Raw genomic sequence first — 20,527 nt, forward strand, 5'->3', positions numbered from 1 at the left:
CCGCTCAGATAGTGAGCCCGCAGCTTAGCGTGCATTGGATTAGCAGCCTACAGATCTGCCTGATGGGAACCAATCAGTCAGATTGATAAGACGCGACGAGGCATTCCTTGGCGCTTTTGCGCAGCTTCTTGATCAGCCGTTCCTGGCGCAGAGCATCGCTTTTGTCGCGGCACAGTTCGGTGTAGACCAGCGCCATCGCCGGGCTGGAAAGAAAGAACCGCGCGCCCTTGCCGCTCTGGTGCTTGGCGAAACGGCGTACGGGGTCGTCGCTGATTCCGCAATACAACGAGCCATTGGCGGCACGCACGAGGTAGACGAACCAGGATTTGCTCGCTGGTTCGGCAGCGTCGACGGATTGTTCGCTAAGACTGGTCACTTCGGGATCTGAACGTGTAGGAAAACAGGCGGCGATCTTATCAGCGCCCGGCCTGAAATGCCTTCAGTCCCTTGCGCGCCTGGGCACGTACGGCGTTGCGCACCAGCGGTGTCCAGCCCAGCAGCAGACCTTTGAAACCCAGCGCCTGCCGCGACCAGCGCCACATATCGAAGTGATCGTGATGCTCGCAGATCTTGCCGTCACGGAACACGAAGCGCGCCTGGATATCGTTGACCACGACATTGCCGGTCTGGCTGAACAGGTAAGTCGCCACCCAATGCGCGCCGCCGGTGCGCTCGTCGGCGCGGACGTTGTCGAAGGTCAGGGAAAAATCCTTGGCGCGGGTAGTCAGCATGCGCCACATGTCGCCGGCATCGCGACCGCGCAACTCACCGAAGGCCGGATCGCTGAAGACCACGTCATCGGTATAGCAGGCGGCCATGGCTTCGGCATCGAGGCGCTGGAAGGCCTGGTAGAAGCGAGTGATCAGGGCGCTGTGGGCTTCGCTCAAGGCAATCTCCAAAGAAAGATATACAGATTGCCAGCACCATAATCTGCCGCGCGCAGAAACACTATCGGCAATACGCAAAACCCTTGTGGGAGCGAGCCTGCTCGCGAAGGCAATTCAACATTCAACACCTTTGTTGACCGAACACCGCTTTCGCGAGCAGGCTCGCTCCCACATTTGCAACCAGTGCATTCAGAGCTTTTCGCTTTGCACCTGCACATACAACGCACGCCCTGCGCCCAGCCCGGCAATGATCGCACCGGCGCCGATAATGCCGAAAATCCAGCCCAACGCATTCCAGCCGCCGGTCCAGTCATGGACCACGCCTACGGCAAACGGCCCCATGGACGCCAGGGTGTAGCCAAAACCCTGCGACATGCTCGACAGATTCGCCGCGACATGGGAATCGCGCGAGCGCAGGACGATCAGGGTCAGGGCCAGACTGAACGTACCGCCCTGCCCCAGGCCGAGCAGAATCGCCCAGCCCCACAGACCTTCGATCGGTGCGTACAGGCAGCCGAACAGGCCGGCCAGGGTCAGCGCCATGACCACGACGATCGCCAGGCGCTGATCCTTGCCCCGGGTCGCCAGCCACGGCGCGGCCAGCGAACTGGCCAGCTGAATGATCACCGAACCGGACAGCACCAATCCGGCCTGAGTCGGTGTCAGCCCGCGCCCGATGAGGATCGACGGCAACCAGCCAAACACGATGTAGGCCAGCGACGATTGCAGGCCCATGTACAAGGTCACCTGCCAGGCCAGCGGATCACGCAGCAACCCGCGCACGCGATAGGCGACGTTGTGTGCGCCATGTTTGGAGCCGACTTGTGGCAGCCAGAAAACCGCCGCCACCAATGCCGGAATCACCCAAAAGCCGAGGCCCATCGCCCAGCTGTTGCCGAAGTGTTCACTCAGCGGCACAGTCGAACCCGCCGCCATCGCCGCGCCCAGGCACAGCGCCATGGTGTAGACGCCGGTCATGGTCCCGGCGTGTTTGGCGAAGTCGCGCTTGACGATGCCCGGCAGCAGCACGCCGACGATGCCGATGCTGGCGCCGCCAAGGACGCTGCCGGCGAACAGCCCGATCTCGCCGAAATTGCTGCGCAGGATGATGCCGCCGGCCAGTGTCAGCAGAATCCCCAGCACCACGCGCTCAGCACCAAACCGCCGCGCCAGAATCGGCGCCAGCGGTGCGAACAAGCCCAGGCACAGCACCGGCAACGTGGTCAGCAATCCCGCCTGCGCCGCAGACAGCCCGAGGCTCCTGGAGACCTCGCTAAGCAATGGCGCCATGCTCGACAACGCCGGGCGCAGGTTCAGCGCCACCAGAATCAGCCCGAGCAGCAGCAACCATGGACGTTTCACCAACGGATGGCTTTGCTGCACCTGCTCGTCATCAGCCTCGGCATCGATCAGCAGCTCTTCAAGTTCGGGGGTGCGTTTCGACGCTGTGGATAACTCACTGCGGGGCATGGATTTCTCGGTTTCAAGGTTCATTGATCAACTGCCTCGACAAGGCTTTGGCCCGTTCCGGGTCGCGTTGCTCGACCGCATCGAGCAAGTCGATGTGCAGATCGAACACTTCCTGACGGCGCGGGGAGATATTCAGGGTCTGGCGCAATTGCGCGCCGACGATGCTGGAGAAGTAGCGATACAACTCGCTGAGGGTCGGGTTGTGCGCGGCGTCGACCAGTCGGCGATGGAACACCAGATCGCAGGCGATATAGGTGTCGAGATCGCCGTGGTAATGGCTGCCGCTGGTGCCGAGCGCTTCACGCAGCGCCGCCAGATCCTCATCGGTTCGGCGCAACGCGGCCAGGCCGATGGCCTCGACTTCAAGGATGTGCCGGGTCTCCCGGGCCTGCTCCAGCGAACAACGCGATAGCGCTTTAAGTGTGTCGAGCGGGTCGACCAGCGCACGAAGATAACTGCCGTCGCCCTGACGAATCTCGATCAACCCCGAGAACGCCAGAACACGCATCGCCTCACGCACGGTATTGCGGCTGATGCCCAGCTCGGCGCACAGCTCAGGCTCGGTCGGCAGACGCTCGCCGACCTGCCACGCACCGCTGTTGATGCGTTGACGCAGTTGATCCAAAGCCTGATCGACCAGGGATCGCTTGATCAAAGGGGAAATGTTTGACATGTGCCTCACCCTTTCATCCAATCATAGGATGAATTTTCCGACATGTTAGTCAGACCCATGTAGGACGGCAACCACCTAGGGTCAATCGGAGACACATGGAGCGGCATTTTCGATTGGTCAAAATTACCCTTTAAGGGTAATTTCAGGGACAGGGTTTTGGCTTCTTATGGAAAAGAACACACCCATTACGACTTGGCGGTGATCAAGGCGGATGTCAGGAGATTAGGCTGGAGGGCATTCACACACTCAGCGAGGAGAACCGGTTCCGATATGGAGCTGACACTTGCAGACATGCAGGAAGTCGTCTTCATGCTGCAGCGCAACATGCTCTACAAGTCGATGACGACCTATGACAACCACCGTATCTGGCAGGACGTCTATCACATCAATTCACATGGTCTGGAGATTTACATAAAGGTGTCCTATCACTACGACTGACGCCCGCCGGTGATCTCCTTCAAGGAGAACAATTCATGAATACGCAACAGTGTCTCAGTTGCGGCGCCTCTGAAGGCATGGTGCATTTCGAAGGTCGAGGCGAAACGTTGAGCGTCAAAGGCATGGAGCGCCGCGTTGACGATCTTTCGGGCTGGGAGTGCCAGAAGTGCGGAGAAATCGAACTCGATGAAGTGTGCGGGCAGCGCTACTCGGACGCATGCGATGAGCTCGTTATCGCCAGCAGAAAAATGATTGGCAACGAGATGAAAAAGATTCGTCGCAAATTGCACCTTACGCAAAAAGATACGGTGCAACTATTGTCTGGAGGGGGGCATAACGCATTTTCTCGCTATGAGCGGGGCGAGGTATTGCCGCCCAAGGCGCTGATACTGTTAATGCGCTTATTAGAGCGCTACCCGTACTTGCTTACCGATGTGAAGACTTTCGGCGAAGGTGCAGATTTGAGAGGTTTCGAGCACATCGTCCACAAAGAACATGAATCCCTTTCGGTTTCCTGACCCCGAAAAAAACAACCCGGCACATGGCCGGGTTGTTTTTTACTCATCCACCATCAATGCAAAATCTGACTCAAGAACAACTTGGTCCGATCATTCTGCGGATTGTCGAAGAAGTCATTCGGCGCGGCCTGCTCAACGATTTCGCCCTTGTCCATGAAGATCACGCGGTTGGCCACGGTGCGGGCAAAGCCCATTTCGTGGGTCACGCAGAGCATGGTCATGCCGTCTTCGGCCAGACCGATCATGGTGTCGAGCACTTCCTTCACCATCTCCGGATCGAGTGCCGAAGTCGGTTCGTCGAACAGCATGATTTTCGGCTTCATGCACAGGGCGCGGGCGATCGCCACTCGCTGTTGCTGACCACCGGACAGTTGCCCCGGGTACTTGTGCGCCTGCTCCGGAATGCGTACGCGTTCCAGGTAATGCATGGCAATTTCTTCGGCCTTGCGCTTGGGCATTTTGCGCACCCACATCGGCGCCAGGGTGCAGTTCTGCAGGATGGTCAGGTGCGGGAACAGGTTGAAGTGCTGGAACACCATGCCGACTTCGCGACGGATCGCTTCGATCTGCTTGAGGTCGTTGGTCAGTTCCACGCCATCGACAACGATGCGCCCCTGCTGGTGTTCTTCCAGACGATTCAGGCAACGAATCGTGGTCGACTTACCGGAACCCGACGGGCCGCACAGGACGATGCGCTCGCCCTGTTTGACGTTGAGGTTGATGTCCTTGAGTACGTGAAACTGGCCGTACCACTTGTTCACGCCCTGCATCTGGATGATGCCTTCCGGACCCACAGGCTTTTTGATTGCTTCGCTCATTTACAGAGAACTCCTAACGCTTGTGGCCAGTGTCGAGCTTGCGTTCCAGATGCATGGAATAGCGCGACATACCAAAACAGAAAATCCAGAACACCAGGGCGGCGAACACGTAGCCTTCGGTGGCCATGCCCAGCCATTTCGGGTCGGCGGCGGCTTGCTTGACGCTGTTGAGCAGGTCAAACAGACCGATGATGATCACCAGGCTGGTGTCCTTGAACAGCGCAATGAACGTGTTGACGATGCCCGGGATCACCAGCTTCAGGGCTTGCGGCAGAATCACCAGACCCATCGAACGCCAGTAACCGAGGCCCATCGCTGCCGCCGCTTCGTACTGCCCTTTGGGAATCGCCTGCAGACCACCGCGCACCACTTCGGCGACGTAGGCCGACTGGAACAGGATCACGCCGATCAGCGCCCGCAGCAGCTTGTCGAAGTTCATGCCTTCGGGCAGGAACAGCGGCAGCATCACCGAGGACATGAACAACACCGTGATCAACGGCACGCCGCGCCAGAATTCGATGAAGGTCACGCAGACCACCCGAATCGCCGGCATGTTAGAGCGTCGACCCAGCGCCAGCACAATGCCCAGCGGCAATGCTCCGGCGATGCCGACGGTGGCAATCACCAGGGTCAGCATCAGGCCGCCCCACTGGCTGGTCGGCACGGTGGTCATTCCGAAACCGCCATGCAGCAGAGTGAAAGCGATGATCGGGTACAGCACCAGGAAACTCAGGCCATAGACCGCTTTACGCGGCATGCGCGAGATGAACAGCGGTGCTGCGCCAATGACCGCCAGCCACACGGTCAGGTCGACGCGCCAGCGCAGTTCGGTCGGGTAGTAACCGTACATGAACTGGCCGAAACGCTGCTGAATGAACACCCAGCAGGCGCCTTCCTTGGTGCAGTCGGCGCGGGTGGTGCCGACCCAGTTGGCGTCGACGATCGCCCAGCTGAGGATCGGTGGCACGACCAGGTAGATCAGGTAGAACGCAAACAGCGTCAGCAGGGTGTTGAGCCAGCTGGAGAACATGTTTGCGCGCATCCACGCCACCACGCCGATACTGCTGTTCGGTGGAGGCATGTCGGGTTTGAAAGTATGAGTACTCATGCGCTTTTCCTTACCGCTCGATCAGCGCAATGCGCTTGTTGTACCAGTTCATCAGCAGGGAAATGCTGATACTGATCGCCAGGTACACGCTCATGGTGATGGCAATCACTTCGATGGCCTGCCCGGTCTGGTTGAGCACGGTGCCGGCGAACAGCGAAACCATTTCCGGGTAACCGATACCGGCGGCCAGCGAGGAGTTCTTCGCAAGGTTCAGGTATTGGCTGGTCAGCGGCGGAATGATCACGCGCAGGGCTTGCGGGATGATCACCTTGCGCAGGGTCGGGCCGTTGCGCAGGCCGAGGGAACGCGCCGCTTCGGTCTGGCCGTGGCTGACCGACTTGATCCCGGAACGCACGATTTCGGCGATGAACGCTGCGGTGTACACGGTGAGTGCGAGGGTCAACGCCAGCAGTTCCGGGATCAACACCCAGCCGCCGACAAAGTTGAAGCCCTTGAGCTCAGGCATTTCCCAGTGCAGCGGAGCGCCGAAGATCAACGCGCACAGGGTCGGGATCACCAGCGCAATCGCCAGGCCAGTCCAGAACTTGTGGAACGGTACGCCGGTTTCTTCGAAGCGCTTGTTGGCCCAGCGGCACATCAGCACGATGCCGACAATGGCCAGGACGATGCTGACCACGAAGGCCCAGAAGCCATCAGCGGCGAGTGCGGCCGGCATGTTCAGGCCACGGCTGCTGACGAAGAAGGTGTCGCCGAAGTTGTGGCTGTTGCGCGGCCCCGGCATGGTCAGGAACACCGCGAAGTACCAGAACAGGATCTGCAGCAGCGGCGGAATGTTGCGGAACACTTCCACATACACTGTCGCCAGTTTGGCGATGATCCAGTTCTGTGACAGCCGCGCTACACCAACGATGAAACCGAGAATCGTCGCCAGGATCACGCCGATAAAGGTCACCAGAAGAGTATTGAGCAGGCCGATGACGAACACTCGCGCGTAGCTGTCCGCTTCGGTGTAGTCGATCAGGTGTTGAGCGATGCCGAACCCGGCACTGCGCTCCAGAAAGCTGAAACCGGAGGTGATGCCCCGGTGCTGAAGGTTGGTTTGCGTATTGTCGAACAGGTACCAGCCAAGCGAGACCACCGCCACAACAGTGATGATCTGGAATAGCCACGCACGCACTCGTGGATCGCTGAGGCTGAGCCTCTGCTTTGGTGCGCCGATAGAATTTTGCATGAAGTGCCCCGAGAGAAATGGAACAAGAACATCACCCGGCGGTTGGCCCGCCGGGCGATAGAACCATTAGCGCACTGGTGGTGCGTACTGAATGCCGCCGTTGTTCCACAGGGCGTTCAGGCCACGGTCGATTTCCAGCGGAGTGCTCTTGCCGAGGTTTTTCTCGAAGATTTCGCCGTAGTTGCCGACCTGCTTGACGATCTGCACAACCCAGTCTTTCGGCAGTTTCAGGTCTTTGCCGTACTCGCCGTCTGCACCGAGCATACGGGCCACGTCCGGGTTCTTGGTGGACTTGGCTTCAGCTTCGACGTTCTTCGAAGTGATGCCGGCCTCTTCGGCATTGAGCAGCGCGTAGCCGACCCAACGCACGATCGCCAGCCACTCGTCGTCGCCGTTACGCACGACCGGGCCCAGTGGTTCCTTGGAAATGGTTTCCGGCAGAACTACGTAGTCCTTCGGCGAAGCCAGCTTGCTGCGCTGGGCGAACAGCTGGGACTTGTCGGAGGTCAGCACGTCGCAACGACCGGATTCCAGCGACTTGGCGCTTTCATCGGAGGTGTCGAAGGTGATCGGGGTGTATTTCAGACCGTTGCCACGGAAGTAGTCGGAAACGTTCAGCTCGGTGGTGGTACCGGCCTGGATGCAGATGGTCGCGCCGTCGAGCTCTTTGGCACTTTTCACGCCCAGCTTGTTGTTCACCAGGAAGCCGATGCCGTCGTAGTAGGTGATGAAGCCCGGGAATTTCAGGCCCATGCCCGCGTCACGGGAACTGGTCATGGTGGTGTTGCGCGACAGGATGTCGATCTCGCCCGATTGCAGCGCGGTGAAACGCTCCTTGGCGTTCAACTGGCTGAACTTGACCTTGTTGGCGTCGCCGAAAACGGCTGCGGCCACAGCGCGGCAGACGTCGGCGTCGATGCCGAGGATCTTGCCGGTCGCATCCGGTACCGAGAAGCCCGGCAGACCGTCGCTCACGCCACACTGCACGAAACCTTTTTTCTGTACCGCATCCAGGGTTGCACCCGCCTGAGCGAACCCGCTGACGCCGAGTACTGCTGCAGCAGTCACGACCGCCAGAGTGGATTTCAACATCTTCATTCAAACCTCCAGTTTTGCTCTTGTTGTGTCGGAGCTTGAGCCCTGTCGCACCCTTTTGAGGCGTTGTTGACCCGTGTTGGCTTTTTTTGGGGTCAACCGACGTAAGACCTTCGCTATGAGTCTAGTAGGAGAAAATCCACATCATGGATCACTCACTTCTCACCAATCGGCCGAACGGGCTGTAGCCCTTTCACATTCGCTAAGCCCGTAGCGGCCATTGGCGAACATCCATCACCGGATTCGTTGCTGTCCCATCGCGCGACGTAGACTGATAGTGTTACCGCCACGCGTAGGACGCTTCGTACGGAAACCTCCATAGCAAACGCCGTACCACACCGCTTGCCGAAGTCATTGCGCGGCACGTCAATAGCTAAACTTGTAACCTTGCGACATCTTGTTAACGGATCAACCGGGCGCGCACTTCCATCACGCACTCAATGAGAGCGCCCGCACATTTTTGGAGCAGACATGACCGAGCCCTTGATTCTTCAGCCTGTTAAGCCCGCGGATGCCTGCGTGATCTGGCTGCACGGCCTCGGCGCCGACCGCTACGACTTCCTGCCGGTGGCCGAAGCGTTGCAGGAAAGTTTGCTGAGCACGCGTTTTGTGCTGCCGCAGGCACCGACCCGTCCAGTGACGATAAATGGCGGATATGCCATGCCCAGCTGGTATGACATCAAGGCCATGAGCCCGGCCCGGGCGATCGATCACGATGAGCTGGAGGCGTCGGCAGAGCGCATCATCGAGCTGATCGAAAACGAGCGCGCCAGCGGAATAGACGCCTCGCGGATTTTCCTCGCAGGATTTTCCCAGGGCGGCGCGGTGGTATTGCATACCGCGTTCCTTAAATGGCAGGGACCGCTGGGCGGGGTGCTGGCGTTGTCGACGTACGCACCGACATTCAGCGACGAACTGGAGTTATCCGCCAGTCAGCAGCGTATTCCGGTGCTGTGTCTGCACGGGCAGTTCGATGGCGTGGTGCAGAACTCGATGGGGCGTACTGCCTATGAGCATTTGGTGAAGCATGGTGTCACCGTGACATGGCAGGAATACCCAATGGAGCACGAAGTGTTACCTGAAGAGATTCGCGACGTCGGCGTCTGGCTGAGCGAACGCCTGCGCTGATTTGCGAGCAATGTCCGCCCATTGATCCCTCCTACTACGCCGCGCCCGATTCTTGCATTACACTGGCCGGCGTACATTCCTTAACCAACTGATGAGATGACCGTGCTCAAAGCACTCAAGAAGATGTTCGGTAAAAGCGAGGCTGAGCAGCTCGCGCCAGTTCCCAGTGCGCCGTCGCACGCCCCCGGTCATCGCACCGATGCCCCGCAGGCCGACCGCCCCGCTCCCGTAGCGACACCGAAACAGCCGCCAAAACCGGAACCGGCCGCTCCCATCGCCGCTGAACCCACCCAAGACGAAGCGCCGAAACCGGCCAGACCACGCCGCGAACCGAAGCCCAAGGCACCGGTCATTCCATGGAAACTCGAAGACTTCGTCGTCGAGCCACAGGAAGGCAAAACCCGCTTCCATGATTTCAAGCTTGCCCCGGAACTGATGCACGCCATCCAGGACCTGGGCTTTCCGTACTGCACGCCGATCCAGGCGCAGGTGCTGGGTTTCACCCTCGCCGGCAAAGACGCCATCGGTCGCGCGCAGACCGGCACCGGCAAGACCGCCGCGTTCCTGATCTCGATCATCACCCAACTGCTGCAGACGCCGCCGCCGAAAGAGCGCTACATGGGCGAGCCGCGCGCACTGATCATCGCGCCAACCCGCGAGCTGGTGGTGCAGATTGCCAAGGACGCCGCTGACCTGACCAAGTACACCGGTCTCAACGTGATGACGTTCGTCGGCGGCATGGACTTCGACAAACAGCTCAAGCACCTCGAAGCACGGCATTGCGACATCCTCGTCGCCACGCCGGGCCGCCTGCTCGACTTCAACCAGCGCGGCGACGTGCATCTGGATATGGTCGAAGTGATGGTGCTGGACGAAGCCGACCGCATGCTCGACATGGGTTTCATCCCGCAGGTACGGCAGATCATTCGCCAGACCCCGCCGAAGTCCGAACGCCAGACTTTGCTGTTCTCCGCAACCTTCACCGAAGACGTGATGAATCTGGCCAAGCAATGGACCACCGATCCGGCCATCGTCGAAATCGAAATCACCAACGTCGCCAACGAGAACGTCGAGCAGCACATCTACGCCGTGGCCGCTGCCGACAAATACAAACTGCTCTATAACCTCGTCAACGACAACGGTTGGGAGCGGGTCATCGTGTTTGCCAACCGCAAGGACGAAGTACGCCGTATCGAAGAGCGCCTGGTGCGTGATGGCATCAACGCCGCGCAGCTGTCCGGCGACGTGCCGCAGCACAAGCGCATCAAGACTCTGGAAGGCTTCCGCGAAGGCAAGATTCGCGTGCTGGTGGCCACCGATGTCGCCGGCCGCGGCATTCACATCGACGGCATCAGCCACGTGATCAACTTCACCCTGCCGGAAGTCCCGGACGACTACGTGCACCGCATCGGCCGTACCGGTCGTGCGGGCGCTGACGGCGTGTCGATCAGCTTCGCCGGTGAAGACGACTCCTATCAGTTGCCGTCCATCGAAGAAAAGCTCGGTCGCAAGATCAGCTGTGAAACGCCGCCAACGCATCTGCTGCGCGCGGTTGAGCGCAAACGCCCGCAGTAAGCGTCACGATATGAAAAAGCGCAGCCGGAGACGGACTGCGCTTTTTTTATGCCCGACGGTTGCCCAAAGAAACTAAAAGTCCATAATGGAAAAATAAGTTTAGTTTTGGAGCGCAGAATGTCCAGTTCGCCCTATGTGATCGACCAAGCCAAGGCCCGTGAGCTGCTGGCGCGTATTGATGTGCCGCAGATCCTGCGCAAGCTGTTCCGCGACCTCGCAGCAGGCAATGCCGTGCAACCTGCGCAGCAATTGGTGGAATTCCCCAAGGGCGCCGGCGACTTCATCAATTATCTGGGCGTGCTGGCCGAGGACGGCGTGTACGGAGTGAAGACTTCGCCGTACATAGTTCGTGAGCAGGGTGCGCTGGTGACGGCGTGGACCTTGTTGATGTCGATGAAAACCGGCCAGCCGCTGCTGCTTTGCGATGCGGGCGAGCTGACCACGGAGCGCACCGCCGCGACCACGGCAGTTGCGGTCGACGCCCTCGCGCCGTTGGATGCCCGACGACTGGCGATCATCGGCAGCGGCAAGGTCGCTCAGGCGCATCTGCATTACGTCAAAGCGTTGCGCGACTGGCAAAGCATCAGTCTGTATTCGCCGTCGCTCACGGAAGACGCCGAAACACAGGCCGTATTGAAGGCCATCGCGCCGTCACTGAAGATTGCCGACAGCCGCGAGACCGCCGTTACCGATGCGGATGTGATCATGCTCTGCACCTCGTCTGCCGGGCCGGTGATCGATCCGGCGCAACTGCACAAACCGGCGCTGATCACCTCGATCAGCACCAACGCCCCCCGCGCCCATGAAGTACCGCCGCAAAGCCTCAACGACATGCAGGTGTTCTGCGACTATCGTCTGACCACGCCCGAATCCGCGGGTGAGATGTTGATTGCCGCCGAACAGCATGGCTGGGACAAGGATTCGATTGTTGGCGATCTCGCCGACTTGCTCAGCGAAAAAGTGCAGCGCCCGGGTTACGACCGTCACGTGTTCTTCCGTTCAATCGGCTTGGGCCTGGAAGACATTGCCCTCGCCAATGCGGTTTATCACTTAACCCACTAACGCCAAAAATTCCCTGTGGGAGCGAGCCTGCTCGCGAATGCGGACTGACATTCACCGAAGATGTCGACTGATACACCGCTTCGCGAGCAGGCTCGCTCCCACAAGGGACTAGCGTACGCATTGATATTGCGTACCCACTGGAGACCCACATGAGCCACGCAGATTTCATCATCATCGGCGGCGGGATTGCCGGCGCTTCTACCGGGTTCTGGCTGGCGCCGCACGGCAAAGTGATCGTGCTCGAGCGTGAAACCCATCCCGGCTATCACTCCACCGGTCGCTCCGCCGCGCTGTACACCGCCGCCTACGGCACCGCACAGGTACGCGCACTCACTCAGGCGAGCCGCGCATTCTTCGACAGTCCTCCGAGCGGCTTCTGCGAGCACCCGCTGCTGACCCCGCGCGGCGAAATGACCGTCGACTTCATCGGTGATCCCGCCGAACTGAACAACCAGTACCTCAGCGCCAAAGCCACGGTGCCGGAAATGCAACTGCTCAGCGCCGACGAAGCCTGCGCGCGCCTGCCGATCCTGCGCCGGGAAAAAGTCCACGGCGCGATCTACGACCCATCGGCCTGCGACATCGACACCGACGCGCTGCATCAAGGCTACCTGCGCGGCATTCGGCGCAATCACGGCGAAGTGCGCACCGATTGCGAGGTGCTCGGCTTGAGCCGCGATGCCGATGGCCTGTGGATCGTGCAGACCAATGGCGAGACGTTCAGCGCACCAGTGCTGATCAACGCCGCAGGCGCCTGGGCGGACAAGATCGGTACCCTCGCCGGTGCCCAGCCGCTGGGTCTGCAACCGAAACGCCGCGCCGCATTTATCTTTGCCGGCCCTGAAGGCGTGGACACTCATCATTGGCCAATGCTGGTCAGCCTCGACGAATCCTTCTACATGAAGCCCGACGCCGGCATGTTTCTCGGCTCGCCGGCCAACGCCGATCCGGTCGAACCACACGATGTGCAGCCGGAAGAACTCGACATCGCCATGGGCATCTATCAGATCGAAGAGGCTACAACGCTGACCATCCGCCGCCCGACCCGCACGTGGGCCGGCTTGCGCAGTTTCGTTGCTGACGGTGATCTGCTCAGCGGCTTCGATCCGCAGGTGCCGGGGCTGTTCTGGGTCGCCGCGCAGGGTGGTTATGGCATTCAGACGTCGCCGGCGATGGGTCAGGCCAGTGCGGCGCTGGTGCGCGGCGAGCCATTCCCCGAGCACCTGCATCAATTCGGTCTCGACAGCGCCATGCTCTCCCCGGCCCGACTGGCTTGACCGCATCGACTCGTCGAAAAGATTGCGGCACACTCGCAGCGCCCCGGCACAAGGGGCGCTGACGCTGCCTGGAGCTCCACTGTCATGACTGCCCCCGAATTCGACCCGGCGCTGGATAACTTCCGCGCCATCGCCGACGCCATCGCCACGCTGTTCTTTCCCCATGCCGAGGTGGTGCTGCACGACCTGCGCACGCAGAAGGTCGACTACATCGCCAACAACCTGTCCAAGCGCGAGATCGGCGACGACTCGTCGCTGGAAGACATGCTCAGCGAGGATGTCAGCGACAGGAACATCGGCCCGTACGAAAAGCTCAATTGGGACGGTCAGAAAATTCGTAGCCTGAGCACTGTGCTGCGCGACAGCGAAAGCCGGCCGCTGGCGGTGCTGTGCATCAATCTGAATATTTCCCTGTTCGAAAACGCCAAGGCGGCGCTGGACCTGTTTCTCTCGCCGAGCAAGCTGATTCCGCAGCCCGACTCGCTGTTTCGTGATGACTGGCAGGAACGCATCAATACCTTCCTCCACGCCTGGCTGCGTGAACGACAGTTGAGCCTGAATGTGCTGACCCGCGATCACAAACGCGAACTGGTGCTGGCCTTGCACGCCGAGGGAGCGTTCAAGGGCAAGAGCGCTTCGAACTATGTGGCGAATGTGCTGAACATGGGGCGGGCGACGGTGTACAAGCATTTGAAGGAATTGAAGGGCTGAAGATTTGCATCGCCAGCGCTGGCCGCTTCGCGAGCAGGCTCGCTCCCACATTTGGAATGCGTTACCCCTGTGGGAGCGAGCCTGCTCGCGAAAGCGCTTGATCAATCGCCGTAGATATCGGACTTGAAATACTTCTCGGAAATTTTCTGATACTCGCCATTCGCTCGAATCCCGTCGATGGCGCTGTTCAACTGGCTGACCAGCTCGGTATTGCCTTTGCGCACCGCAATCCCCGCGCCCTCGCCGACGTACTTCGGATCCTTCAGCTCCGGCCCGACAAACGCATAACCCTGGCCGCGCGGCATCGACAGAAAGTCGTTAAGCGGAATGGTATCGGCGAAAATCGCATCAAGGCGCCCCGCCGCCAGGTCCATGTAGATTTCTTCGTTGTTGCTGTAGCGCTTGACGTTGATGCCCTTGGGTTCGAACACCTCGGTGGCGTAACGATCAGTGGTGGTCGCGCGCTGCACGCCGACGTTCTTGCCTTTGAGGCCGGCGTACTGATCATCCACCGTAGCGCCTTCCTTCATGACCAGACGCGAAGAAGTGAAGTAGTACTTGTGGCTGAAATCCACGGATTTCTTGCGATCTTCGTTGATGGTCATCGACGACAGCGCCATGTCGATCTTCTTCACTTTCAGCGAGGGAATCAGCCCGTCGAACTCACCTTCAACCCACACGCACTTGACCTTCATCTGCGCACACAGGGCATTGCCGATGTCGTAGTCAAAGCCGACAATTTCGCCCTTGTCGGTTTTCGAGGCGAATGGCGGGTACGCGGCTTCGATGCCGATGCGCAGGGTTTGCTCGGCGGTGAAGGCGCTGGCGGAGGCCAACAGGCTGAAGGCCAGACCGGTGATGAGGGGGAGTTTCTTCATGTTCGTTCTCTCGCGGGTTGTTGTTGGTTTGGCGAAGAAGAGCAGCTACAAGCGGCAAGCTGATAGCTGCAAGACAGAAGCTTTTTTGTACTTGGAAATCCATACTGGACTCTCAGGTACAAATCGTCAATCGGGTAGAAAGGGAAGGATTTTCGGTGTCGCAGATGACGCCTTCGCGAGCAGGCTCGCTCCCACAGGGGAACGCATTCCAATTGTGGGAGTGAGCCTGCTCGCGGAGACTGACCGGAGGGCGCTAAAAGAATTACTTATTCCAGCGATCAGCGGCGGCATGATCACTGTCACGCCCTTCGACCCAACGTGGTCCATCGCTGGTGTTTTCTTTCTTCCAGAACGGCGCGCGCGTTTTCAGGTAGTCCATGACGAAGGCGCAGGCATCGAACGCGGCCTGGCGATGGGCGCTGGCGGCGCCGACGAAGACGATCGGCTCGCCCGGTTCCAGCGCGCCGATGCGGTGCAGCACTTCCAGTTTCAACAGCGGCCAGCGCTGCTCGGCTTCGACAGCGATTTTGCCGAGGGCTTTTTCGGTCATGCCCGGATAGTGCTCAAGGAACATCCCGGCCACATCGAGACCGTCGTTGAAGTCGCGCACGTAACCGACAAAGCTCACCACCGCGCCAACGCCGACATTGGCCGCATGCATCGCATTGACTTCAGCGCCCGGATCGAACGGCGTGGCCTGCACGCGAATCGCCATGGCTCAGCCTCCGGTCACGGTGGGGAAAAACGCAACTTCGTCGCCATCGGTCACTGGTTCGTCGAGCTGGCAAAGATCCTCGTTGCGCGCGCACATCAGGTTCTGCTCGCTCAACACCTCGGCGCCGTCACGTTGCGCCAACAGTGCGCGCACGTCTTCAACCGTGGCGAAATCGCCCTCGACCGTCACTGAATCCACGCCCAGCGCTTCACGGTAACGGGCAAAAAACTTCACGGTCAGTTTCATGGCTGCTCCGCCTGGAAGTGGCCGCTCTTGCCGCCGACTTTCTCCAGCAGCCGCACGCTCTCAATGGTAATGCCCCGGTCGACGGCTTTGCACATGTCGTAAATGGTCAGGGCGGCGACGCTGGCGGCGGTCAGCGCTTCCATCTCGACACCGGTCTGCCCGGACAACTTGCAGCGAGCGACAATGCGCACGCTGTCCTCACCCTCGGCGCTGAGTTCGACTTTGACGCCAGTCAGCATCAGCGGGTGGCACAGGGGAATCAGATCGCTGGTCTTCTTCGCCGCCTGAATCCCGGCGATGCGCGCCACGGCGAACACATCGCCCTTGGGATGGCCGCCGCTAACGATCATCTGCAGCGTTGCGGGGAGCATGCGCACCAGCGCTTGAGCCGTCGCCTCACGGAACGTCACGGCTTTTTCAGTGACGTCGACCATGTTGGCGCGACCTTGGGAATCGAGATGAGTCAGCACGAGGGCCTCCTTGAGGCAGCTGCGAGCGGCAAGCTACAAGCGGCAAGTTAAAGCGCGGTAGGCAGGCGTCAGGAAAGCTCGCATTTAAACAGCCGAAAGCCGCAAGCTTCAAGCGGCAAGTGAATTTCACTCGGACCACTTGTAGCTTGCGGCTTGAAGCTTGTAGCTGCTCCTCTTAGAGATGCGATTCGGCGTATTCGGCCAGGATCGAGCGAGGCACCCCTTGCAGGGTGATGTGCACACCGTTGGGGAAGTCCTTGAAGCGTTCGGTCAGGTAGGTCAGTCCGGAGCTGGTCGCGGACAGGTAAGGGGTATCGATCTGCGCCAGGTTGCCCAGGCACACCACTTTGGAACCGGCGCCAGCACGGGTGATGATGGTTTTCATCTGGTGCGGCGTGAGGTTCTGGCATTCGTCGATCAGGATCAGGCTCTGCTGGAAGCTGCGACCGCGAATGTAGTTGAGCGATTTGAACTGCAACGGCACTTTGCTGAGGATGTAGTCGACGCTGCCATGGGTGTTTTCGTCATCCATGTGCAAGGCTTCGAGGTTGTCGGTGATGGCGCCCAGCCAAGGCTCCATTTTCTCCGCTTCGGTGCCGGGCAGGAAGCCGATTTCCTGGTCCAGGCCCTGCACGCTGCGGGTGGCGATGATGCGGCGATAACGCTTGCTGACCATGGTCTGCTCGATCGCAGCGGCCAGCGCCAGAATGGTTTTACCGGAACCGGCGGCGCCGGACAGGTTGACCAGATGAATGTCCGGGTCAAGCAACGCATACAGCGCCAGACTCTGATAGATGTCGCGCGGCTTCAGCCCCCACGCCTCCTGATGCAACAGCGGTTCCTGATGCAGGTCGAGGATCAGCAGGCGGTCTTCCTGGATTTCCTTGATCCAGCCGACAAAGCCCTGCTCGTCGATGATGAACTCGTTGATGTGCACGGCCGGCAGGTTGTCGATCAGTTGCACCTGATGCCAGGTGCGGCCGTGGTCCTGACGGGTTTCGACCTTGCTCACGCGGTCCCAGAAGGAGCCGGTCATGTTGTGGTAGCCGTTGGGCAGCAGGGACACGTCATCGACCAGTTGGTCGGTGCTGTAGTCCTCGGCATCGATGCCACAAGCGCGCGCCTTCAGGCGCATGTTGATGTCTTTGGTGACCAGCACCACCGGTTTCTGCGGATCGCGGGTGTGCAGATCAATCAGTTGGTTGATGATTTTGTTGTCGTTCAGATGCTCGGGCAGAATCAGGTTCGACTCGGCCTGCTTGCTCATCAGAATTGACAGCAAGCCCTTCGGCCCGCCCTTGCCGCGCTGGATCGGCACACCCAGTTCGACGTCTTCGGGGGACGCATCGCCCAGGGTCTTGTCGATCAGGCGGATCGCCTGACGGCATTCGGCGGCCACGCTGTGATGGCCGCTCTTGAGCTTGTCCAGCTCTTCCAGCACGGTCATCGGGATGGCGACGTGGTGTTCTTCGAAATTCAGCAGGGCATTTGGATCGTGAATCAATACGTTGGTATCGAGTACATACAGGATTGGCTGGTTGGAGGAAGGGCTGCGTCCGTGATCATCCATACTCGGTCACCTATGTGGGAGCCATTCGACGCAATACCTTGACAGTGCTGCGCCTCGAGGTGACTGCCGAATTCATCCACGCGGGCTGGATGAAATGCACACAATAGGAGTCTGGGAAGACGCCACCTGTGTTGCAGGTTTCGGCGGTCTGTCTTCGTAATACTCCAAAACCGATGACATAAAAAAGCACTTTGACGGTTTTTTTAAGTTTATTTTGCAGAGTGACGAAAAGCCCTTGGCGGACTCCCCGTACCCCGCTAAAGTCGGAAGTCCGCCTGCATCGAATTCCTCCTGAAAATCATCCCAAGCCCAATGTTTCCGGGCTTTTTGTCGTTTCTCAACGAAACGCGTCCTGACAGTCTTCCCAGCCAATGCCGCTCTGCGCAGTCTGGGTGATCAGCCACGGTAAGGACGTCTTCACCGCATCCTGTTTCATGTTGAAATTGATCACCCCGTGTCGCCACAGCAGCATCAGGGTCAACACTCGCTGCGCGCTCGCCGGCCCCTTGAGCTTGCCGGCACCGTCCTGGGCATCGATGTCCCACAGCGCCACTTGCAGGCCCTGGCTATTGAAAAAACCTTGCGCGTCACTGCGGCGCTGGCCATCCGGCGGACGGAATAGCGGCACGTAGTTTTCCGGCAGTTTGTTTTTCACCAGATCGGCGCTGCGCCGTACCGAATCCTGCCAGTCCTGCCAATGGCTGTGGGAGCGGAACTCCCAGCCCTGCACGCCCACGCACTGCCGGGAGAAACTCGCCTGCAGACTGCTGACCGAACGGCCGGTGAGTCGCGCCTGAATATCCTTGCCCAAGACAAAGAATGTCCCGCTCAGATTGGATTTGCGCAGGTATTCGGTCAGCCAGTCGGTGTTGTCCGGTTGCACGTTGGCGGCGCTGTCGAACGTCAGCAGAAACAGCCGATCGTGCATGTCATCGCCGTTGCGCTCGTAGTCGCCGAAACGATCGAATTCGTTACTGGTTTGCGGCGACAGCGCGGCCTTGCGCATCAGCTCGTCGAGGTACTGCAAATGGAAGATCCGGCTCGGCTCGGCCCACTTGGTGTAATAACTGTCGTCGCTCACCACGAACTTGGCCGCCTGCTCACGCAGGGTCGGCAGGTCTTCGACGAGGAAGCAGAACGAGGCGTCCTGATCGCAGCTTTGCTGGGCGTGGTTGTAGTTGGCGAGCAAGCGCTGCCAGAGGCGCTGGCGCAGCTGATTGACCGCATCGATATTGACCGTGCGCAGGCCCAGGCGCTGGGCCAGTGCCGCCTCGTCGATGGACTCGGTGCCGAGCAGGCCGCGAGCGAACATGAGGATTTCCGCCCGCGACGCGACGTCGAACAGGGTCGGGTTGCTGAGCTGCTCCGGCCAGGTCGTGCGATCCAGCGTCGCCGCATCACCGGGCGCCGCCATGGCCGCGAAGCTCAGCAGCCACGCGGTGAGTAAAAGAACAATGCGCAAAAGGATGTCTCCATAACAAAACCCGCGCGGAACTATATCGCGGGTGGATCAAAAGAAAGATCAAAAGATCGCAGCCTTCGGCAGCTCCTACCTGTCCGCATTGAATTCATTGCGGTTTGATGCCGTGCGCAATCTGTAGGAGCTGTCGAGCCCCGGCGAGGCTGCGATCTTGTTCCATGACACCACCGATCACCTATCACGCTCATAGCTGGAGTCAACAAGGACAACCCCCTAGAATCGCCCCCACGATTAAAGGAGACGACTTCATGCTGATGGTGATTTCCCCCGCCAAGACCCTCGACTACGAAACACCGCCGGCGACCCAGCGCTTTACCCAGCCGCAGTACCTCGACCATTCCCAGGAACTGATCCAGCAGTTGCGCGAGCTGAGCCCGGCGCAGATCAGCGAATTAATGCACGTATCCGACAAGATCGGTGGCCTCAATGCCGCGCGTTTCGGCAGTTGGACACCCGCCTTCACCCCGGAAAACGCCAAACAGGCGCTGCTCGCCTTCAAGGGTGACGTCTACACCGGCCTCGACGCGCAGTCCTTCAGCGAAGCGCAATTCGATTACGCGCAAAAACACCTGCGCATGCTCTCCGGCTTTTATGGCCTGCTGCGCCCGCTGGACCTGATGCAGCCGTATCGTCTGGAGATGGGCACCAAACTGGCCAACGCCCGTGGCAAGGATCTGTATGCGTTCTGGGGCACGCGCATCAGCGAGTGGCTGAATGAAGCACTGGCCGATCAGGGCGATGACGTACTCCTCAACCTTGCATCCAACGAATACTTTTCTGCGGTCAAACGCAGTGCGTTGAAGGCGCGGGTCATCAACACCGAGTTCAAGGATCAGAAGAACGGCCAGTACAAGATCATCAGTTTCTACGCGAAAAAAGCGCGCGGGCTGATGAGCCGTTTTGTGATTGAGGAACGCATCAACGACCCGGCTCAACTCAAGCAGTTCGATGTACAGGGTTATTGCTACTGCGCCGAGCAATCGAAACCCGACAATCTGGTGTTTTTGCGCGACCACGCCCCGGAATAAAGCATGCCCTTTGCACGACTCTTTTCCTCAAGAGTCGTGCAGTCCGCCCGAAGTCAAAATCCCCCCGCGACATATCGCCAAATTCATGGCGCCAATAAAACCACACTCCATTTTCTAATTTTAGTTTCACTCGACACTGAAGTTTTTTTTCAGTAGTGGCACCTAAATTTTTTATCCCTAGTGGCACA

At 59.5% G+C, this 20,527-nt stretch carries 22 protein-coding genes; 8 read left to right on the forward strand and 14 right to left on the reverse strand.

Annotation, left to right across the window (positions count from 1 at the left end):
- Positions 1-73: 73 nt before the first annotated feature.
- The 4 genes from PspCFBP13508_RS19440 to PspCFBP13508_RS19455 form a co-directional block, all read right to left on the reverse strand.
- Complete coding sequence (locus PspCFBP13508_RS19440; protein ID WP_130912780.1) at positions 74-376, reverse strand: GIY-YIG nuclease family protein; 303 nt, start codon at positions 374-376, stop codon at positions 74-76.
- 40 nt (positions 377-416) lie between these two features.
- Positions 417-887: a nuclear transport factor 2 family protein gene (locus PspCFBP13508_RS19445; protein ID WP_137215435.1), complete on the reverse strand. Its 471-nt coding sequence runs from the start codon at positions 885-887 to the stop codon at positions 417-419.
- 189 nt (positions 888-1,076) lie between these two features.
- Positions 1,077-2,381, reverse strand: coding sequence for a CynX/NimT family MFS transporter (locus PspCFBP13508_RS19450; protein WP_137215436.1), 1,305 nt, complete (start codon positions 2,379-2,381; stop codon positions 1,077-1,079).
- Positions 2,371-3,030, reverse strand: a complete 660-nt coding sequence (locus PspCFBP13508_RS19455; RefSeq protein WP_137215437.1) for a FadR/GntR family transcriptional regulator — start codon at positions 3,028-3,030, stop codon at positions 2,371-2,373. The genes PspCFBP13508_RS19450 and PspCFBP13508_RS19455 overlap by 11 nt, the downstream gene beginning before the upstream one ends.
- Before the next feature lie 156 nt (positions 3,031-3,186).
- Here PspCFBP13508_RS19455 and PspCFBP13508_RS19460 point away from each other — a divergent pair, with 156 nt between their 5' ends.
- Positions 3,187-3,468, forward strand: a complete 282-nt coding sequence (locus tag PspCFBP13508_RS19460; RefSeq protein WP_137215438.1) for a type II toxin-antitoxin system MqsR family toxin — start codon at positions 3,187-3,189, stop codon at positions 3,466-3,468.
- Between the two features lie 35 nt (positions 3,469-3,503).
- Positions 3,504-3,986: a type II toxin-antitoxin system MqsA family antitoxin gene (locus PspCFBP13508_RS19465; protein WP_137215439.1), complete on the forward strand. Its 483-nt coding sequence runs from the start codon at positions 3,504-3,506 to the stop codon at positions 3,984-3,986.
- 53 nt (positions 3,987-4,039) lie between these two features.
- Here the strand turns inward: PspCFBP13508_RS19465 and PspCFBP13508_RS19470 are convergent, their stop codons facing one another.
- From PspCFBP13508_RS19470 to PspCFBP13508_RS19485, 4 genes are all read right to left on the reverse strand, one after another.
- The gene (locus PspCFBP13508_RS19470; protein ID WP_016771581.1) at positions 4,040-4,804 is read right to left on the reverse strand and encodes an amino acid ABC transporter ATP-binding protein; all 765 of its coding nucleotides are present in this window, start codon (positions 4,802-4,804) and stop codon (positions 4,040-4,042) included.
- A gap of 13 nt (positions 4,805-4,817) precedes the next feature.
- Positions 4,818-5,912, reverse strand: a complete 1,095-nt coding sequence (locus tag PspCFBP13508_RS19475) for an amino acid ABC transporter permease (RefSeq protein WP_130912787.1) — start codon at positions 5,910-5,912, stop codon at positions 4,818-4,820.
- A 10-nt stretch (positions 5,913-5,922) separates the two neighbouring features.
- The gene (locus PspCFBP13508_RS19480; protein WP_137215440.1) at positions 5,923-7,104 is read right to left on the reverse strand and encodes an amino acid ABC transporter permease; all 1,182 of its coding nucleotides are present in this window, start codon (positions 7,102-7,104) and stop codon (positions 5,923-5,925) included.
- 66 nt (positions 7,105-7,170) lie between these two features.
- Positions 7,171-8,202, reverse strand: coding sequence for an amino acid ABC transporter substrate-binding protein (locus PspCFBP13508_RS19485; protein WP_016771583.1), 1,032 nt, complete (start codon positions 8,200-8,202; stop codon positions 7,171-7,173).
- Positions 8,203-8,670: 468 nt separating this feature from the next.
- Here PspCFBP13508_RS19485 and PspCFBP13508_RS19490 point away from each other — a divergent pair, with 468 nt between their 5' ends.
- The 5 genes from PspCFBP13508_RS19490 (at position 8,671) to PspCFBP13508_RS19510 (ending at position 13,952) form a co-directional block, all read left to right on the forward strand.
- Positions 8,671-9,327 (forward strand): alpha/beta fold hydrolase, encoded by a 657-nt coding sequence (locus tag PspCFBP13508_RS19490; protein WP_137215441.1) that lies wholly within the window; start codon positions 8,671-8,673, stop codon positions 9,325-9,327.
- Between the two features lie 96 nt (positions 9,328-9,423).
- The gene (rhlB, locus tag PspCFBP13508_RS19495) at positions 9,424-10,902 is read left to right on the forward strand and encodes an ATP-dependent RNA helicase RhlB (RefSeq protein ID WP_137215442.1); all 1,479 of its coding nucleotides are present in this window, start codon (positions 9,424-9,426) and stop codon (positions 10,900-10,902) included.
- 117 nt (positions 10,903-11,019) lie between these two features.
- Positions 11,020-11,964 (forward strand): ornithine cyclodeaminase family protein, encoded by a 945-nt coding sequence (locus tag PspCFBP13508_RS19500; RefSeq protein ID WP_137215443.1) that lies wholly within the window; start codon positions 11,020-11,022, stop codon positions 11,962-11,964.
- 149 nt (positions 11,965-12,113) lie between these two features.
- Positions 12,114-13,241 carry an FAD-binding oxidoreductase gene (locus PspCFBP13508_RS19505; RefSeq protein WP_137215444.1) on the forward strand — a complete coding sequence of 376 codons (1,128 nt, stop codon included), beginning with the start codon at positions 12,114-12,116 and terminating at the stop codon, positions 13,239-13,241.
- An 84-nt stretch (positions 13,242-13,325) separates the two neighbouring features.
- Positions 13,326-13,952 (forward strand): PAS domain-containing protein, encoded by a 627-nt coding sequence (locus tag PspCFBP13508_RS19510; protein ID WP_130912792.1) that lies wholly within the window; start codon positions 13,326-13,328, stop codon positions 13,950-13,952.
- 101 nt (positions 13,953-14,053) lie between these two features.
- Here the strand turns inward: PspCFBP13508_RS19510 and PspCFBP13508_RS19515 are convergent, their stop codons facing one another.
- The 6 genes from PspCFBP13508_RS19515 to PspCFBP13508_RS19540 all read right to left on the reverse strand — a co-directional run bounded on the left by PspCFBP13508_RS19515 (position 14,054) and on the right by PspCFBP13508_RS19540 (position 19,293).
- A complete protein-coding gene (locus PspCFBP13508_RS19515; RefSeq protein WP_137215445.1) occupies positions 14,054-14,830 on the reverse strand; it encodes an ABC transporter substrate-binding protein in 777 nt (258 codons plus the stop codon).
- 262 nt (positions 14,831-15,092) lie between these two features.
- Positions 15,093-15,545 (reverse strand): molybdopterin synthase catalytic subunit MoaE, encoded by a 453-nt coding sequence (moaE, locus tag PspCFBP13508_RS19520; protein WP_073473663.1) that lies wholly within the window; start codon positions 15,543-15,545, stop codon positions 15,093-15,095.
- Between the two features lie 3 nt (positions 15,546-15,548).
- Positions 15,549-15,791, reverse strand: coding sequence for a molybdopterin converting factor subunit 1 (gene moaD / locus PspCFBP13508_RS19525; protein ID WP_130912794.1), 243 nt, complete (start codon positions 15,789-15,791; stop codon positions 15,549-15,551).
- Positions 15,788-16,261 carry a cyclic pyranopterin monophosphate synthase MoaC gene (gene moaC / locus PspCFBP13508_RS19530; protein WP_137215446.1) on the reverse strand — a complete coding sequence of 158 codons (474 nt, stop codon included), beginning with the start codon at positions 16,259-16,261 and terminating at the stop codon, positions 15,788-15,790. The genes moaD and moaC overlap by 4 nt, the downstream gene beginning before the upstream one ends.
- 175 nt (positions 16,262-16,436) lie before the next feature.
- Entirely contained in the window at positions 16,437-17,831 is a 1,395-nt protein-coding gene (locus PspCFBP13508_RS19535; RefSeq protein WP_024011685.1) for a PhoH family protein, read from the reverse strand.
- A gap of 337 nt (positions 17,832-18,168) precedes the next feature.
- The gene (locus PspCFBP13508_RS19540) at positions 18,169-19,293 is read right to left on the reverse strand and encodes a polysaccharide deacetylase family protein (protein ID WP_137215447.1); all 1,125 of its coding nucleotides are present in this window, start codon (positions 19,291-19,293) and stop codon (positions 18,169-18,171) included.
- 266 nt (positions 19,294-19,559) lie between these two features.
- Between PspCFBP13508_RS19540 and yaaA the strand changes: the two genes are divergently transcribed.
- Complete coding sequence (gene yaaA / locus PspCFBP13508_RS19545) at positions 19,560-20,339, forward strand: peroxide stress protein YaaA (protein ID WP_137215448.1); 780 nt, start codon at positions 19,560-19,562, stop codon at positions 20,337-20,339.
- The last annotated feature ends 188 nt before the right edge of the window (positions 20,340-20,527 follow it).

The sequence above is a fragment of the Pseudomonas sp. CFBP13508 genome, from assembly GCF_005233515.1.
Taxonomy (GTDB): domain Bacteria; phylum Pseudomonadota; class Gammaproteobacteria; order Pseudomonadales; family Pseudomonadaceae; genus Aquipseudomonas; species Aquipseudomonas mercuritolerans.

Excerpts from the sequence above, each read along its gene's own strand:
- moaD (WP_130912794.1), bottom strand. The coding sequence starts at position 15,791 with ATGAAACTGACCGTGAAGTTTTTTGCCCGTTACCGTGAAGCGCTGGGC.
- PspCFBP13508_RS19480 (WP_137215440.1), bottom strand. The coding sequence starts at position 7,104 with ATGCAAAATTCTATCGGCGCACCAAAGCAGAGGCTCAGCCTCAGCGAT.
- PspCFBP13508_RS19490 (WP_137215441.1), top strand. The coding sequence starts at position 8,671 with ATGACCGAGCCCTTGATTCTTCAGCCTGTTAAGCCCGCGGATGCCTGC.
- PspCFBP13508_RS19455 (WP_137215437.1), bottom strand. The coding sequence starts at position 3,030 with ATGTCAAACATTTCCCCTTTGATCAAGCGATCCCTGGTCGATCAGGCT.
- PspCFBP13508_RS19515 (WP_137215445.1), bottom strand. The coding sequence starts at position 14,830 with ATGAAGAAACTCCCCCTCATCACCGGTCTGGCCTTCAGCCTGTTGGCC.
- PspCFBP13508_RS19475 (WP_130912787.1), bottom strand. The coding sequence starts at position 5,912 with ATGAGTACTCATACTTTCAAACCCGACATGCCTCCACCGAACAGCAGT.
- PspCFBP13508_RS19465 (WP_137215439.1), top strand. The coding sequence starts at position 3,504 with ATGAATACGCAACAGTGTCTCAGTTGCGGCGCCTCTGAAGGCATGGTG.
- PspCFBP13508_RS19450 (WP_137215436.1), bottom strand. The coding sequence starts at position 2,381 with ATGAACCTTGAAACCGAGAAATCCATGCCCCGCAGTGAGTTATCCACA.
- PspCFBP13508_RS19535 (WP_024011685.1), bottom strand. The coding sequence starts at position 17,831 with ATGGATGATCACGGACGCAGCCCTTCCTCCAACCAGCCAATCCTGTAT.
- yaaA (WP_137215448.1), top strand. The coding sequence starts at position 19,560 with ATGCTGATGGTGATTTCCCCCGCCAAGACCCTCGACTACGAAACACCG.
- PspCFBP13508_RS19485 (WP_016771583.1), bottom strand. The coding sequence starts at position 8,202 with ATGAAGATGTTGAAATCCACTCTGGCGGTCGTGACTGCTGCAGCAGTA.
- PspCFBP13508_RS19500 (WP_137215443.1), top strand. The coding sequence starts at position 11,020 with ATGTCCAGTTCGCCCTATGTGATCGACCAAGCCAAGGCCCGTGAGCTG.
- PspCFBP13508_RS19470 (WP_016771581.1), bottom strand. The coding sequence starts at position 4,804 with ATGAGCGAAGCAATCAAAAAGCCTGTGGGTCCGGAAGGCATCATCCAG.
- PspCFBP13508_RS19505 (WP_137215444.1), top strand. The coding sequence starts at position 12,114 with ATGAGCCACGCAGATTTCATCATCATCGGCGGCGGGATTGCCGGCGCT.
- rhlB (WP_137215442.1), top strand. The coding sequence starts at position 9,424 with ATGACCGTGCTCAAAGCACTCAAGAAGATGTTCGGTAAAAGCGAGGCT.
- moaE (WP_073473663.1), bottom strand. The coding sequence starts at position 15,545 with ATGGCGATTCGCGTGCAGGCCACGCCGTTCGATCCGGGCGCTGAAGTC.
- PspCFBP13508_RS19510 (WP_130912792.1), top strand. The coding sequence starts at position 13,326 with ATGACTGCCCCCGAATTCGACCCGGCGCTGGATAACTTCCGCGCCATC.